The following is a 13,874-nucleotide window of genomic DNA, read 5'->3' on the forward strand; positions in this document are numbered from 1 at the left end:
TCCGGAAAAGCATCTGCTATTTATAGCGACCTGATTTTTCCCCCGAACATGGGGATCGATAGTGCGTGTTAAGGAGAAGCAACATGCAAGAAGGGCAAAACCGTAAAACATCGTCCCTGAGTATTCTCGCCATCGCTGGGGTGGAGCCGTACCAGGAGAAACCGGGCGAAGAGTATATGAACGAAGCCCAGCTGTCGCACTTCAGGCGTATTCTTGAAGCATGGCGTAATCAACTTAGGGATGAAGTCGATCGCACCGTTACTCATATGCAGGATGAAGCTGCCAACTTCCCGGACCCGGTAGACCGTGCCGCACAGGAAGAAGAGTTCAGCCTCGAACTGCGTAACCGTGACCGTGAGCGCAAACTGATCAAAAAGATCGAGAAAACGCTGAAAAAGGTTGAAGACGAAGATTTCGGCTACTGCGAATCCTGCGGTGTGGAAATTGGTATTCGTCGCCTGGAAGCGCGTCCAACAGCCGATCTGTGCATCGACTGCAAAACGCTGGCTGAAATTCGCGAAAAACAAATGGCGGGCTAAAGCCTGGCGTTTGAAACGTTTACAACAGGCGGGGCTTTCCCCGCCTGTTCATTTTTACACAAAGATGACTGACTCACACTACATTGGCCGATTCGCTCCATCGCCTTCCGGTGAACTGCATTTTGGCTCCCTCATTGCTGCGCTGGGCAGCTACTTACAGGCTCGCGCCCGTCAGGGAATATGGCGAGTACGTATAGAAGATATTGATCCCCCTCGTGAAGTTCCCGGTGCCGCTGACACTATTCTGCGTCAACTGGAACATTACGGCCTGCACTGGGATGGCGACATTTTATGGCAGTCACAACGCCATGACGCCTACCGCGAAGCGCTCGCCTGGTTATACGACCGGGGGCTGAGCTACTACTGCACCTGTACCCGTGCGCGGATCCAGAGCATTGGCGGAATATATGATGGTCATTGCCGTGAGTTACATCACGGGCCGGAACAGGCGGCGGTGCGGATTAAACAGCGGCATCCTGTCACCCGTTTTCACGATCGGCTGCGCGGAGACATTCAGGCTGACGAACGACTGGCGAGAGAGGATTTTATTATCCATCGCCGTGATGGGCTGTTCGCCTATAACCTGGCGGTGGTGGTGGATGACCATTTTCAGGGGGTCAGCGAAATCGTGCGCGGCGCCGATTTGATCGAACCGACGGTGCGACAAATTTCACTGTACCAGCAGTTCGGCTGGACGCCTCCCGACTATATTCATCTACCGCTGGCGCTCAATGAACAAGGCGCTAAACTTTCCAAACAGAATCATGCCCCTGCCTTGCCGCACGGCGATCCACGCCCTGTTCTTATCGACGCGCTACGCTTTCTCGGGCAACAGAGCGATTTGCCGTGGCAGGAGATGCGCGTCGATGAGATCCTGGCATCCGCCGTGACAAACTGGACGCTTTCGACGATACCTGAATCAGCGATTGTAAATCCGGCATTCTCAAATACGTCGTGCTGAGCTATGATTAGCCGCTATTTTTACACAGCCAACGATTTGAACTGAATTCTGAATATTGTTTGACACTACCGAGGTGCACTATTTTTACCCGAGTCGCTAATTTTTGCCGCAAGGTGCTAAGCCGCGAGGAGAGCGAGGCCGAAATTGCCGTCGCCCGTCCGCGTATGACGGTCATCCCGCGCGAGCAGCACGCTATTTCACGCAAAGATATCAGTGAAAATGCCCTGAAGGTAATGTACAGGCTGAATAAAGCGGGATATGAAGCCTGGCTGGTTGGCGGTGGCGTCCGCGACCTTCTGCTCGGCAAAAAACCGAAAGATTTTGACGTCACAACCAATGCGACGCCGGACCAGGTGCGCAAGCTGTTCCGCAATTGCCGTCTTGTTGGCCGCCGTTTCCGTCTGGCGCACGTCATGTTTGGCCCTGAAATTATTGAAGTCGCCACCTTTCGAGGTCACCACGAAGGCAGCGAAAGCGACCGCACCACGTCCCAGCGCGGACAAAACGGCATGCTGCTGCGCGACAACATTTTCGGTTCCATCGAAGAAGACGCCCAGCGCCGTGACTTCACCATTAACAGCCTTTATTACAGCGTCGCCGATTTCACCGTTCGCGACTATGTCGGCGGCATGCAGGATCTGGAAGATGGCGTGATTCGCCTGATCGGCAATCCGGAAACCCGCTATCGCGAAGATCCGGTGCGGATGCTGCGCGCCGTGCGTTTCGCAGCCAAGCTCGATATGAAGATCAGCCCGGAAACGGCAGAGCCGATCCCGCGCCTGGCCACGCTGCTCAACGATATCCCGCCTGCGCGTCTGTTTGAAGAGGCGCTGAAGCTGCTACAGGCGGGCTACGGCTATGAAACTTATAAAAAGCTGCGCGAATACAGCCTGTTCCAGCCATTGTTCCCGACCATTACGCGCTATTTTACCGAGAATGGCGACAGCGCAATGGAACGTATCATCGCGCAGGTACTGAAAAATACCGATAACCGCATTCATAACGATATGCGCGTTAACCCGGCCTTCCTGTTTGCCGCGATGTTCTGGTATCCGCTGCTGGAAATGGCGCAGAAAATCGCCCAGGAAAGCGGTCTGGCCTACTATGACGCGTTTGCGCTGGCAATGAATGAAGTGCTCGATGAAGCCTGCCGTTCGCTGGCAATCCCGAAACGCCTCACGTCGCTGACTCGCGATATCTGGCAGCTACAGCTGCGCATGTCCCGTCGTCAGGGTAAACGCGCGTGGAAGCTGATGGAGCATCCGAAATTCCGCGCCGCATATGATTTACTCGCTCTGCGTGCTGAAGTGGAAAACAATGCCGAACTGCAGCGTCTGGCGCAGTGGTGGGGAGAATTCCAGGTTTCTGCGCCACCCGAGCAGAAAGGCATGCTGAACGAGCTGGATGAAGATCCATCGCCGCGCCGTCGTCACCGTCGTCCGCGCAAGCGTGCGCCGCGTCGTGAAGGAACGGCATGACCCTCGTTTATATCGCACTGGGCAGTAATCTGGCCTCTCCTCTGGAGCAGGTCAATGCTGCCGTCAACGCGATAGGCGAGATCCCCGAAAGCCAGATTGTCGCCATCTCTTCTTTTTATCGAACCCCGCCGCTGGGCCCGCAGGATCAGCCCGATTACCTGAACGCCGCCGTGGCGCTGGAAACAACGCTCGAACCAGAAGCCCTGCTCGACCACACCCAGCGCATCGAACTCCAGCAGGGCCGGGTACGCAAGGCCGAACGCTGGGGACCGCGCACGTTAGACCTGGATATCATGCTGTTTGGCGATCGCGTCATCAACAGCGAACGCCTGACCGTGCCACACTACGATATGAAAAATCGCGGTTTTATGCTCTGGCCGCTGTTCGAAATCGCCCCTGACCTGCACTTCCCTGACGGTATCTCACTGCAACAGAGACTCACTCATCTTGGTGCAGAAAAACCCGCACACTGGTAATGGCCCTCACCTCATTTCCTGTTTATTGCTTTCGCGCAAACAGTTGCTTAAAACAATTGCCCCCCTGAATGTGACTGTTAGAATGCCGGTAAATATGACGTTCACCATCAGGAAATGTTATGAAACCGACCACCCTCTCGCTGTTGCAGAAGTGCAAACAAGAGAAAAAACGCTTCGCCACCATTACTGCTTATGACTACAGTTTCGCCAGACTGTTTGCCGACGAAGGGATCAATGTGATGCTGGTCGGGGATTCCCTGGGGATGACAGTACAGGGGCATGACTCCACCCTGCCGGTGACGGTTGAGGATATCGCTTACCATACGCAGGCGGTGCGTCGCGGCGCGCCGAATTGCCTGCTGCTCGCCGATCTGCCGTTTATGGCTTACGCGACGCCGGAACAGGCCTTTGAAAATTCGGCCACCGTCATGCGCGCGGGCGCGAACATGGTCAAGATTGAAGGTGGCGCCTGGCTGGTGGAGACCGTGAAAATGCTCACCGAGCGCGCGGTCCCCGTCTGCGGACACCTGGGCCTGACGCCACAGTCGGTCAATATTTTCGGCGGCTATAAAATTCAGGGCCGTGGCGATGCCGGACAGGTTTTGCTGGACGATGCCCTGGCGCTGGAAGCCGCAGGCGCGCAGCTCATCGTTCTGGAATGCGTTCCGGTTGAACTGGCCAAACGCGTGACGGAGGCACTCTCCATTCCGGTTATCGGTATCGGTGCCGGCAACGTGACCGACGGACAAATTTTAGTCATGCACGACGCCTTTGGCATCACCGGCGGCCATATTCCGAAATTTGCCAAAAATTTCCTTACGCAAGCAGGCGACATGCGCGCCGCGGTACGGCAGTATATTGCCGAGGTTGAGTCCGGCGTCTATCCGGGCGAAGAACACAGTTTCCATTAAGGAGTCTTGTTGTGCTGATTATTGAAACCCTGCCGCTGCTGCGCCAGCATATCCGCAGAGCCCGTCAGGAAGGGAAGCGCATTGCGCTGGTGCCGACGATGGGCAACCTGCATGATGGTCACATGAAGCTGGTGGATGAAGCCAAAGCCCGTGCGGACATCGTGGTGGTGAGTATTTTCGTCAACCCAATGCAGTTTGACCGTCCGGACGATCTGGTGCGCTACCCCCGCACGCTGCAGGAAGACTGCGAAAAACTGAACAAGCGTAAGGTGGATTTCGTCTTTGCTCCCGCACCGGACCAAATCTATCCTCAGGGCACCGACGGGCAGACCTACGTGGATGTCCCCGGCCTTTCGACGATGCTGGAAGGCGCCAGCCGCCCGGGCCATTTCCGTGGGGTTTCAACCATCGTCAGCAAGTTGTTCAATCTGGTACAACCGGATGTCGCCTGCTTTGGCGAGAAAGACTTCCAGCAACTGGCGCTGATCCGCAAAATGGTTGCCGACATGGGCTACGACATCGAGATCGTCGGCGTGCCGATTATTCGCGCCAAAGACGGTTTAGCCCTGAGTTCGCGTAACGGTTATCTGACGGCCGAACAACGCAAAATCGCCCCAGGTTTGTACAAAGTGATGGGCCGCATCGCGGAGAAACTGCAGGCCGGCGAGCGTGAACTGGAAGAGATTATTGCCATCGCTGAACAGGAGCTGACGGAAAAAGGCTTCCGCCCCGATGACATTCAGATCCGCGATGCTGACACGCTGCTTGAGCTAACCGAAAGCAGCCAGCGTGCGGTGATTCTGGTTGCCGCATGGCTTGGCCAGGCACGGTTAATTGACAATCAGACGGTTGCATTAACCCAGTAGACAGGGGTTAAAAATCGGGCAATACTGCCTGAGAAATTTCTCAAAGCAGGTTTCGACCTGCTTCGTTATCGATACGAGTTTAAGGTAGACGTTATGATTCGCACTATGCTGCAGGGCAAACTCCACCGCGTGAAAGTAACTCAGGCGGACCTGCACTATGAAGGTTCCTGCGCCATCGATCAGGATTTTCTGGATGCCGCCGGGATCCTTGAAAATGAAGCCATCGATATCTGGAACGTGAGCAACGGTAAACGCTTTTCCACCTATGCGATTGCCGCCGAGCGCGGTTCCAGAATCATCTCCGTCAACGGCGCAGCGGCACACTGTGCCAGCGTGGGCGACATTGTGATCATCGCCAGCTTCGTGACCATGTCTGACGAAGAAGCGCGCCGCTGGCAGCCAAAGGTCGCTTACTTCGAAGGCGACAATGAAATGAAACGCACCGCGAAAGCCATTCCGGTTCAGGTTGCGTAAGCGAACTACCCCTGCGGCTGATTGCTAATCAGCCGCGACATCGTCTCCAGCGAATCCGTTCTTAAGATATACAGGCGTTTCAGTAAAAACGGATTATCCCCCGGCTTCACCTTCCCTTTCATCGTAGTCACCGCCAGGTGAAATCCAGCCTCTTCCGCGGCTTTTACAGCCGTCGCGTTATAACCGCCAAACGGATACGAAAGATAAAGGACGTGGGGATTAAACGGGGCCAGCGCGCGCCGGGAGCGTGCAAAATCAAACAGAATATTGTGATGGCTGCGGCTGAGCAGGATTGGCCGGTGATAGCCGTCGACCCGATGTAAAAAGTGCGTATGGGACTGAAAGTCAAACACGTCGCGGATACCATTAAGCTCTGAAATACTCATGAACTGCAGCGATTTGGGGTCCCATTTTTGTGGGCGAACTTTAATTCGCGACGAGATAATAAACGCCGTGGCCTTCATCCCATACTGCTTCAGCACCGGATAAGCATAACGACTCACTGACTTCAGGCCGTCATCAAAGGTAATCACCACCGCTCGCGCGGGCAGATTCATGTTGTTACGCACATAGCCTTCCAGTTGCGCCATCGTCAGCGTACGGTATCCGCGATCGCGCAGCCAGGTCATCTGGTTGCTGAAGGCGCGAACTGACGTGGTGGTGGAGGTATGACGAAAACGGGTGTTCTCTTCATCGCGCAGAATATGGTGATAGGTCAGCACCGGCAATCCACGGTCTTCCTGGGCATCGAGGGCACTTATCCAGGCCAGCCGGTCGCCAATGCGAATCTGATACCAGGTTTGATTCAGCCGGTCTTTCAGTTTACTGATGATGGGATAACGCAGGTTATCCGCCAGTACGCCAAACGGCGCACTACCAATATTCGGTGCGTTATAAACGGGAGTGGCTTGCCAGGTGATCAGATTCTGATTGCTGAGCGGTTTATTAAGATCGCCGAGGCTGTCCTCAACGCGTTGTTTACCCTGCACCGGTTCCAGATGGCCTTTGTCAATAAACCCGGTACCGAAGCCGAATTTGAATTCGTAATAATCCGCCGCGACCGGAATGACAGAAATAATCTGTCCGGCGCGAATATTTCCCACGGTCACCATGTCATCGCCTATTTGCGCCCAAATAGCCGCATCTTCAGTGGTTTGCATATAGCGAGCAGGCAACGCCGCACTGACGACTGTAGAGAGGGACAGCAGCAGCAGAAACAGATATTTCATCATTAACCATAACCGGGGCAAGAAACAACGCAGCGATTGTATCAATTCACCTCATTAATAAGAATGATCAATACTCATACAAATCGTGCAGCAGAACAAAGGGAGGATTTTTCTGTTGCTGATGCCAAAGACTGGTCACCTCTGGCCCACCAAGAGCAACTATCTGGTCGCGAAACGCCTGACTACTCATGGATTCTCGTGTTGGGAGCATTTGCTCCAGCAACGTTACAGAAATGCCGGAAATGACTTCACACTGCGGATGTTTATGGCTCAGCAGTGAAGCCACGCGATACGGCGCCGCACCGGGCTGGTCGGTCAGAAAGATGACGCCATCACCGGAATCCGTAGCATGCAATGCGTCGCACATCATCCGACTCAGCATGTTCGCGCTCAATCCACGCCAAAAATTCACCGCCCGGCATTGCGCCAGTGGGCCGTGTTTTTTTTCCAGAAGGCTCAGCAGTTCCTCAGCCTTATCGTCATGACAGGTTATGACCCAGCCTAGCATTTCTCACCTCATTAGCAGGCAAGTAGTTTATCAGAGTGACAAATGGAGAATGATGACAATGGTCAACAATCACCCTCTCCTCACCGGGAGGAGAGGGTGAAAACGGTCAGCTACGCAACCCGCGACCGCGCTGGATTAAAGACCAGCACAGCAGATAAAACACCACAATAAAGACCACCAGCACGCCAAACGTAGTCACTAACGGCACATCGTGAATGCCGAGGAAGCCGTAGCGGAAACCGCTAATCATATAGACGATCGGGTTCAGTTGCGATAACCCCTGCCAGAACGGCGGCAGCAGCGTCAGGGAGTAAAACACCCCACCGAGATAGGTCAGCGGCGTCAGGACAAACGTCGGGATCAGGCTGATGTCATCAAAGGTTTTCGCAAATACGGCGTTCAACAGCCCCGCCAGCGAAAACAGAATCGCCGTCAGAACCAGCGTCAGCGCCACAAACAGCCACGAATGCACCTGGAACGGAACAAAGAACAGGGAAATCGCCGTCACCAGCACCCCAACGCACAGTCCGCGCGCCACTCCGCCGCCGACAAAACCGGCGATAATCACGTGTGTCGGTACCGGCGCAACCAGCAGCTCTTCAATGTTGCGCTGGAATTTGGCGCTAAAGAATGACGACGCCACGTTCGCATACGCGTTGGTGATGACCGCCATCATGATTAGACCCGGCACGATAAACTGCATATAGCTGAAACCGTGCATCTCGCCAATGCGGGAACCAATCAGGTTACCGAAGATAATAAAATAGAGCGTCATGGTGATGACGGGCGGCACGAGCGTCTGGATCCAGATCCGCATAAAGCGGTTAATTTCTTTCGCCCAGATGCTTTTCAGCGCGACCCAGTAAAGCTGCATCATGCGCGATCTCCTTGTTTTTCATGAACCAGTGACACAAACAGCTCTTCAAGGCGGTTCGCTTTGTTACGCATACTCAATACCTGAATGCCCTGCGCGCTGAGCTGGCTGAACACGCTGTTAATTCCCTGCTCACGCAATACTTCCACTTCCAGCGTTGAGGTATCCACCAGCCGATAGTGATAGCCCTCCAGCTGCGGCAACGGACTTTTCGCTGCCAGATCGAGAATGAAGGTTTCGGACTTGAGCTTAGAGAGCAGGTTCTTCATCGAGGTGTTTTCGACCAGCTCGCCGTGCTGAATAATCCCGATGTTGCGGCAGAGCATTTCTGCCTCTTCCAGATAGTGAGTGGTCAGAATGATCGTGGTGCCTTTATCGTTTAAATCCTTCAAAAACCCCCACATTGAGCGGCGAAGTTCAATATCGACACCCGCTGTCGGTTCATCGAGAATCAGTAGCTTCGGTTCGTGCATCAGCGCGCGGGCGATCATCAGACGGCGCTTCATCCCGCCGGATAACATCCGCGCACGTTCGTTGCGTTTTTCCCACAGATCGAGCTGTTTTAAATACTTTTCGCTGCGCTCAACCGCCTCTTTTCGCTCCACGCCGTAGTAGCCCGCCTGATTGACCACAATCTGCTGTACGGTCTCAAACGGGTTGAAGTTAAATTCCTGTGGCACCAGCCCGAGTTGACGTTTGGCGTTGACGACATCTTTTTCGAGATCGTAACCAAAGACGCTGACGCGCCCGGACGATTTATTCACCAGCGAGCTGATGATACCGATAGTGGTCGACTTGCCTGCCCCGTTCGGCCCCAGAAGCGCGTAAAAATCTCCCGCTTCGACCTGTAAATCTATCCCGCGCAGTGCCTGAACACCGCCAGGATAGGTTTTTTTAAGTTGTTGAAGTTCCAGTGCAATGGTCATAAATTTTTACTTACCTTACGTACTTACACTTTATATGTGGTTTAAATAATCCCGGAGTTGCCCTATATTAGCCCAACGCACTTATTTGGTTACAGGTCGTTAACCTCCATGAAAGACATAGATACACTCATCAGCAACAATGCACTATGGTCAAAAATGCTGGTGGAAGAGGATTCCGGATTTTTTGAGAAACTGGCGCAAGCGCAAAAACCGCGCTTTCTATGGATTGGATGTTCCGACAGTCGCGTTCCCGCAGAACGTTTAACCGGTCTTGAACCGGGCGAATTATTTGTCCACCGTAATGTGGCCAACCTGGTCATCCACACCGACCTCAACTGCCTCTCTGTTGTTCAGTATGCCGTTGATGTCCTCGAAGTTGAACACATTATTATCTGTGGTCACTACGGGTGTGGCGGCGTACAGGCTGCGGTCGATAACCCGGAACTGGGCCTCATCGACAACTGGCTGCTGCATATCCGTGATATCTGGTTCAAACATAGCTCATTGCTGGGTGAAATGCCGCAAGAGCGCCGTATGGACACGCTGTGCGAGCTGAACGTGATGGAACAGGTGTATAACCTGGGCCACTCCACCATCATGCAGTCAGCCTGGAAACGGGGTCAGAAAGTGACCATCCACGGCTGGGCATACGGTATTCACGACGGCCTGCTGCGCGATCTGGAAGTGACCGCGACCAGTCGCGCCACCCTGGAGCAGCGTTATCGTCAGGGCGTGTCTAACCTCAGCCAGAAGCACGTCAATCACAAATAAAAATCCCCGGTCATACACCAGGGATGTATCCAGTCAAAGCCGGGATTTTCCCGGCTTTTTTACGCTTATTCGTCCAGCAACACCACTTTGCCGACATACGGCAGATGACGATAGCGCTGCGCATAATCAATACCGTAGCCCACCACGAACTCATCCGGAATGGAGAACCCGATGAACTCGACCGGAACGTTCACTTCACGGCGGGAGGGTTTATCCAGCAGGGTGCAAATCGCCAGAGATTTCGGTTCACGCAGGCTCAGGATTTCACGCACTTTCGACAGCGTGTTACCGGAGTCGATAATGTCTTCCACAATCAGCACGTCCTTGCCGCGAATGTCTTCATCGAGATCTTTGAGGATCTTGACGTCACGGGTGGTGGACATGCCGCTACCGTAGCTGGAGGCGGTCATAAAATCGACTTCATGAGATACCTGCACTTCACGGCACAGGTCCGCCATAAACATGAATGAGCCACGTAGCAGACCCACCAGCACCATATCACTGCCGCTGTCTTTATAACGCTCAGTAATCTGACGACCCAGTTCAGCGATACGCGCTTTGATCTCCGCTTCGGGGATCATGACTTCTACAGTATGTTTCATATCTCTAACCATATGATTTAAAAACAAATCACTCAATGCCTGCTCTTGATAAGTCAGCATCTAAGCGCAAGGCACGCAGTATACCAGTAAAAGTATTTATTCGCGGCATCTCTTAATAAAGCTCATTTTGTGATGACGATCACATATGTTAAATCCTATAATTAATTGCTACTAAAAAATTAACAAATTGAGATGGTGTATTTTTATGGCAAATAACAACGCACGTTCGCCACGGTTACTCGTGACGCTAACGGCCCTCTTTGCAGCGCTATGCGGGCTTTATCTTTTGATCGGCGGAGGCTGGCTGGTCGCCATTGGCGGCTCCTGGTACTACCCGATTGCGGGACTGGTGATGCTGGGCGTTGCCGTATTGCTCTGGCGCAGCAAACGTTCCGCACTCTGGCTGTACGCCGCCCTGCTCCTCGCCACCCTGATTTGGGGCGTGTGGGAGGTCGGGTTCGACTTTTGGGCGCTGACGCCGCGCAGCGATATTCTGGTCTTCTTCGGCATCTGGCTGATTTTACCGTTCGTCTGGCATCGCCTGATCGTCCCTTCCCGCGGTGCCGTAGCTGCTCTGGTGGTGGCCCTGCTGATCAGCGGCGGGATCCTCACCTGGGCGGGCTTTCATGATCCGCAGGAGATCAACGGCACGCTGAGCGCCGACGCCACACCAGCCGAACCTATCTCCGCCATTTCGGACAACGACTGGCCCGCGTATGGTCGTAATCAGGAAGGCCAGCGTTTCTCGCCGCTCAAACAGATCAACGCCGATAACGTCCACAATCTGAAAGAAGCGTGGGTGTTCCGCACCGGTGACCTGAAGCAGCCGAACGATCCGGGTGAAATCACCAATGAAGTGACGCCGATTAAGGTTGGCGATACGCTGTATCTTTGTACCGCCCATCAGCGTCTGTTCGCGCTGGATGCCGCTACCGGTAAAGAGAAGTGGCATTTCGATCCGCAACTCAATACCAACACCAGCTTCCAGCACGTGACCTGCCGTGGCGTGTCGTACCATGAAGCGAAAGCCGATAACGCTTCCCCGGAAGTGGTTGCCGACTGTCCGCGCCGTATCATCCTGCCCGTCAACGACGGTCGTCTGTTTGCGGTGAACGCCGAAACCGGCAAGCTGTGCGAAACCTTTGCCAACAAAGGCATTCTGAATCTGCAGACCAACATGCCGGACACCACGCCGGGTCTGTATGAGCCAACATCGCCGCCAATCATCACCGATAAAACGATTGTGATTGCTGGTTCGGTAACGGATAACTTCTCCACGCGCGAAACCTCGGGCGTGATCCGTGGTTTTGACGTCAATAACGGCAAACTGCTGTGGGCGTTCGATCCGGGTGCGAAAGACCCGAATGCAATCCCTTCCGATGAGCACTCTTTTACCTTTAACTCGCCGAACTCCTGGGCTCCGGCGGCCTACGACGCGAAGCTGGATCTGGTCTATCTGCCGATGGGGGTGACTACGCCGGATATCTGGGGGGGTAACCGTACGCCAGAGCAGGAACGCTACGCCAGCTCGATTGTGGCGCTGAACGCGACCACCGGTAAACTTGCCTGGAGCTATCAGACCGTTCACCACGATCTGTGGGATATGGACATGCCGTCCCAGCCGACGCTGGCGGATATCACCGTCAACGGTGAGAAAGTCCCTGTTATCTACGCGCCAGCGAAAACCGGTAACATCTTTGTCCTCGACCGCCGTAACGGTGAACTGGTCGTTCCGGCACCAGAAAAACCGGTTCCGCAGGGTGCCGCGAAAGGCGATTACGTCAGCAAAACGCAGCCGTTCTCTGAACTGAGTTTCCGTCCGAAAAAAGATCTGACCGGAGCGGATATGTGGGGCGCCACCATGTTCGATCAACTGGTGTGCCGCGTGATGTTCCACCAGATGCGCTATGAGGGCATCTTTACTCCGCCGTCTGAGCAGGGCACGCTGGTGTTCCCGGGTAACCTCGGGATGTTCGAATGGGGTGGTATCTCGGTCGATCCGAACCGTCAGGTGGCGATTGCCAACCCGATGGCGCTGCCGTTCGTCTCGAAGCTGATCCCACGCGGTCCGGGTAATCCGATGGAACAGCCGAAAGATGCAAAAGGCACAGGCACCGAATCCGGTATCCAGCCGCAATATGGCGTGCCGTTTGGCGTCACGCTGAACCCATTCCTGTCGCCGTTTGGTCTGCCATGTAAGCAACCGGCCTGGGGTTATATCTCCGCGCTGGATCTGAAGACCAATGAGGTAGTCTGGAAAAAACGCATTGGCACGCCGCAGGACAGCATGCCGTTCCCGATGCCGGTTCCAGTACCGTTCAATATGGGGATGCCAATGCTGGGCGGTCCTATCTCAACGGCGGGCAACGTGTTGTTTATTGCCGCCACGGCGGATAACTACCTGCGCGCCTATAACATGAGCAACGGTGAGAAACTGTGGCAGGGGCGTCTGCCAGCCGGTGGACAAGCCACACCGATGACCTATGAGGTGAACGGTAAACAGTATGTCGTGATTTCAGCCGGTGGCCACGGCTCGTTTGGTACGAAGATGGGCGATTATATTGTCGCTTACGCCTTGCCTGACGACGCGAAATAAAACCATTCTGTTCTGAGCAGAGATAGCGTGGAAATACCGCGCTGTCTTTTTTTAACGCAAAACGCCCGCAATACTTGCGGGCGCTTATCGATATTTAGCGATAATGATTAGTCAAACTTAAGCGACATTAATGACGCTTTTGCGACATCCTGATACTGGTCAACTAAATCCTTCGTCATATTAAAGGCAACCTGCACAGCTTTATTATCCTGACTGGTAATCAGCATCAGATTCAGAATTTCGCTATCCGCAGCCTGAGAGCGGAAAGTCACTAGCCATGCCTTATGCCCATCAACCGTAACGGCTTCTGCCTCTGGTTTGTAGTTAGCTAACATTTTCAACATCGCATCTTTCATCATATCCAGCTGCGCCACAGGCAGTGCGTTGCGACCCGCCGTCACGCCCAGTGAGGCTTTACCTCTCTCGTCGCCATAAATGATCTGTGGACGATTCTCAGACGGGTATTTAATTTTCGCCATTTCCGCCGACATAGGCGTCAGCGTTTGCGGAATTTCGATGCTTAACTTCAGTTCAGGAAAGTGTTTACGCTCCATGTCCATTCCGGCATGAGCAGAAATCGCCACTAACATAGCAAAAGAAGCCGCCACAATTTTACGGAAAATATCCATTTTTCACCTCAGGTTTGATAGTCAGATTCCGCGA

General features: G+C 53.9%; 15 protein-coding genes. 9 read left to right on the top strand and 6 right to left on the bottom strand.

The genetic code is table 11. The annotated features are described in order from the left end of the window. Window positions 1-83: 83 nt before the first annotated feature. The 7 genes from dksA (at window position 84) to panD (ending at window position 5,705) form a co-directional block, all read left to right on the top strand. A complete protein-coding gene (dksA, locus tag OGW13_RS07005; RefSeq protein ID WP_003829221.1) occupies window positions 84-539 on the top strand; it encodes an RNA polymerase-binding protein DksA in 456 nt (151 codons plus the stop codon). 64 nt (window positions 540-603) lie between these two features. Continuing rightward, a complete protein-coding gene (gene gluQRS, locus OGW13_RS07010; RefSeq protein ID WP_187251088.1) occupies window positions 604-1,500 on the top strand; it encodes a tRNA glutamyl-Q(34) synthetase GluQRS in 897 nt (298 codons plus the stop codon). A gap of 80 nt (window positions 1,501-1,580) precedes the next feature. Then, window positions 1,581-2,978 (top strand): polynucleotide adenylyltransferase PcnB, encoded by a 1,398-nt coding sequence (gene pcnB, locus OGW13_RS07015; RefSeq protein ID WP_205685287.1) that lies wholly within the window; start codon window positions 1,581-1,583, stop codon window positions 2,976-2,978. Beyond that, window positions 2,975-3,454, top strand: a complete 480-nt coding sequence (gene folK / locus OGW13_RS07020) for a 2-amino-4-hydroxy-6-hydroxymethyldihydropteridine diphosphokinase (RefSeq protein WP_044255410.1) — start codon at window positions 2,975-2,977, stop codon at window positions 3,452-3,454. Before pcnB ends, folK begins: the two co-directional genes overlap by 4 nt. A gap of 119 nt (window positions 3,455-3,573) precedes the next feature. Then, a complete protein-coding gene (gene panB, locus OGW13_RS07025) occupies window positions 3,574-4,365 on the top strand; it encodes a 3-methyl-2-oxobutanoate hydroxymethyltransferase (RefSeq protein ID WP_042997890.1) in 792 nt (263 codons plus the stop codon). Window positions 4,366-4,376: 11 nt separating this feature from the next. Then, complete coding sequence (gene panC, locus OGW13_RS07030) at window positions 4,377-5,231, top strand: pantoate--beta-alanine ligase (RefSeq protein ID WP_042997891.1); 855 nt, start codon at window positions 4,377-4,379, stop codon at window positions 5,229-5,231. A gap of 93 nt (window positions 5,232-5,324) precedes the next feature. Next, window positions 5,325-5,705 (top strand): aspartate 1-decarboxylase, encoded by a 381-nt coding sequence (gene panD / locus OGW13_RS07035; RefSeq protein ID WP_042323756.1) that lies wholly within the window; start codon window positions 5,325-5,327, stop codon window positions 5,703-5,705. 5 nt (window positions 5,706-5,710) lie between these two features. Here the strand turns inward: panD and OGW13_RS07040 are convergent, their stop codons facing one another. The 4 genes from OGW13_RS07040 to OGW13_RS07055 all read right to left on the bottom strand — a co-directional run bounded on the left by OGW13_RS07040 (window position 5,711) and on the right by OGW13_RS07055 (window position 9,242). Beyond that, window positions 5,711-6,937 (bottom strand): polysaccharide deacetylase family protein, encoded by a 1,227-nt coding sequence (locus OGW13_RS07040; RefSeq protein WP_042997892.1) that lies wholly within the window; start codon window positions 6,935-6,937, stop codon window positions 5,711-5,713. A 64-nt stretch (window positions 6,938-7,001) separates the two neighbouring features. Continuing rightward, window positions 7,002-7,442: a PTS sugar transporter subunit IIA gene (locus OGW13_RS07045; RefSeq protein ID WP_044255413.1), complete on the bottom strand. Its 441-nt coding sequence runs from the start codon at window positions 7,440-7,442 to the stop codon at window positions 7,002-7,004. A gap of 106 nt (window positions 7,443-7,548) precedes the next feature. Next, window positions 7,549-8,319 carry an ABC transporter permease gene (locus OGW13_RS07050; protein ID WP_042997893.1) on the bottom strand — a complete coding sequence of 257 codons (771 nt, stop codon included), beginning with the start codon at window positions 8,317-8,319 and terminating at the stop codon, window positions 7,549-7,551. Continuing rightward, on the bottom strand, window positions 8,316-9,242 hold the full coding sequence (locus OGW13_RS07055; protein WP_042997894.1) for an ABC transporter ATP-binding protein: 927 nt from the start codon (window positions 9,240-9,242) through the stop codon (window positions 8,316-8,318). The genes OGW13_RS07050 and OGW13_RS07055 overlap by 4 nt, the downstream gene beginning before the upstream one ends. A 108-nt stretch (window positions 9,243-9,350) precedes the next feature. On the opposite strand from OGW13_RS07055, the gene can reads away from it, so the two are divergent. After that, window positions 9,351-10,013, top strand: coding sequence for a carbonate dehydratase (gene can / locus OGW13_RS07060; RefSeq protein ID WP_042997895.1), 663 nt, complete (start codon window positions 9,351-9,353; stop codon window positions 10,011-10,013). Window positions 10,014-10,078: 65 nt separating this feature from the next. Here can and hpt read toward each other — a convergent pair whose 3' ends face one another. Next, on the bottom strand, window positions 10,079-10,615 hold the full coding sequence (gene hpt / locus OGW13_RS07065) for a hypoxanthine phosphoribosyltransferase (protein ID WP_042997896.1): 537 nt from the start codon (window positions 10,613-10,615) through the stop codon (window positions 10,079-10,081). Window positions 10,616-10,820: 205 nt separating this feature from the next. Here hpt and OGW13_RS07070 point away from each other — a divergent pair, with 205 nt between their 5' ends. Further along, on the top strand, window positions 10,821-13,211 hold the full coding sequence (locus tag OGW13_RS07070; protein ID WP_287115833.1) for a glucose/quinate/shikimate family membrane-bound PQQ-dependent dehydrogenase: 2,391 nt from the start codon (window positions 10,821-10,823) through the stop codon (window positions 13,209-13,211). A 107-nt stretch (window positions 13,212-13,318) separates the two neighbouring features. Here the strand turns inward: OGW13_RS07070 and OGW13_RS07075 are convergent, their stop codons facing one another. Then, window positions 13,319-13,840 (bottom strand): hypothetical protein, encoded by a 522-nt coding sequence (locus OGW13_RS07075; protein WP_104445657.1) that lies wholly within the window; start codon window positions 13,838-13,840, stop codon window positions 13,319-13,321. Window positions 13,841-13,874 lie beyond the last annotated feature (34 nt).

Origin of the sequence: Citrobacter sp. Ca225, from assembly GCF_030337175.1 — a bacterium.
GTDB classification, from domain to species: domain Bacteria; phylum Pseudomonadota; class Gammaproteobacteria; order Enterobacterales; family Enterobacteriaceae; genus Citrobacter_A; species Citrobacter_A amalonaticus.

What these genes read in the sequence shown, in the direction of transcription:
- OGW13_RS07075 (WP_104445657.1), bottom strand. Translation starts at nt 13,840, where the DNA reads ATGGATATTTTCCGTAAAATTGTGGCGGCTTCTTTTGCTATGTTAGTG.
- OGW13_RS07050 (WP_042997893.1), bottom strand. Translation starts at nt 8,319, where the DNA reads ATGATGCAGCTTTACTGGGTCGCGCTGAAAAGCATCTGGGCGAAAGAA.
- panB (WP_042997890.1), top strand. Translation starts at nt 3,574, where the DNA reads ATGAAACCGACCACCCTCTCGCTGTTGCAGAAGTGCAAACAAGAGAAA.
- folK (WP_044255410.1), top strand. Translation starts at nt 2,975, where the DNA reads ATGACCCTCGTTTATATCGCACTGGGCAGTAATCTGGCCTCTCCTCTG.
- can (WP_042997895.1), top strand. Translation starts at nt 9,351, where the DNA reads ATGAAAGACATAGATACACTCATCAGCAACAATGCACTATGGTCAAAA.
- OGW13_RS07055 (WP_042997894.1), bottom strand. Translation starts at nt 9,242, where the DNA reads ATGACCATTGCACTGGAACTTCAACAACTTAAAAAAACCTATCCTGGC.
- OGW13_RS07045 (WP_044255413.1), bottom strand. Translation starts at nt 7,442, where the DNA reads ATGCTAGGCTGGGTCATAACCTGTCATGACGATAAGGCTGAGGAACTG.
- OGW13_RS07070 (WP_287115833.1), top strand. Translation starts at nt 10,821, where the DNA reads ATGGCAAATAACAACGCACGTTCGCCACGGTTACTCGTGACGCTAACG.
- gluQRS (WP_187251088.1), top strand. Translation starts at nt 604, where the DNA reads ATGACTGACTCACACTACATTGGCCGATTCGCTCCATCGCCTTCCGGT.
- dksA (WP_003829221.1), top strand. Translation starts at nt 84, where the DNA reads ATGCAAGAAGGGCAAAACCGTAAAACATCGTCCCTGAGTATTCTCGCC.
- panD (WP_042323756.1), top strand. Translation starts at nt 5,325, where the DNA reads ATGATTCGCACTATGCTGCAGGGCAAACTCCACCGCGTGAAAGTAACT.
- hpt (WP_042997896.1), bottom strand. Translation starts at nt 10,615, where the DNA reads ATGAAACATACTGTAGAAGTCATGATCCCCGAAGCGGAGATCAAAGCG.
- OGW13_RS07040 (WP_042997892.1), bottom strand. Translation starts at nt 6,937, where the DNA reads ATGATGAAATATCTGTTTCTGCTGCTGCTGTCCCTCTCTACAGTCGTC.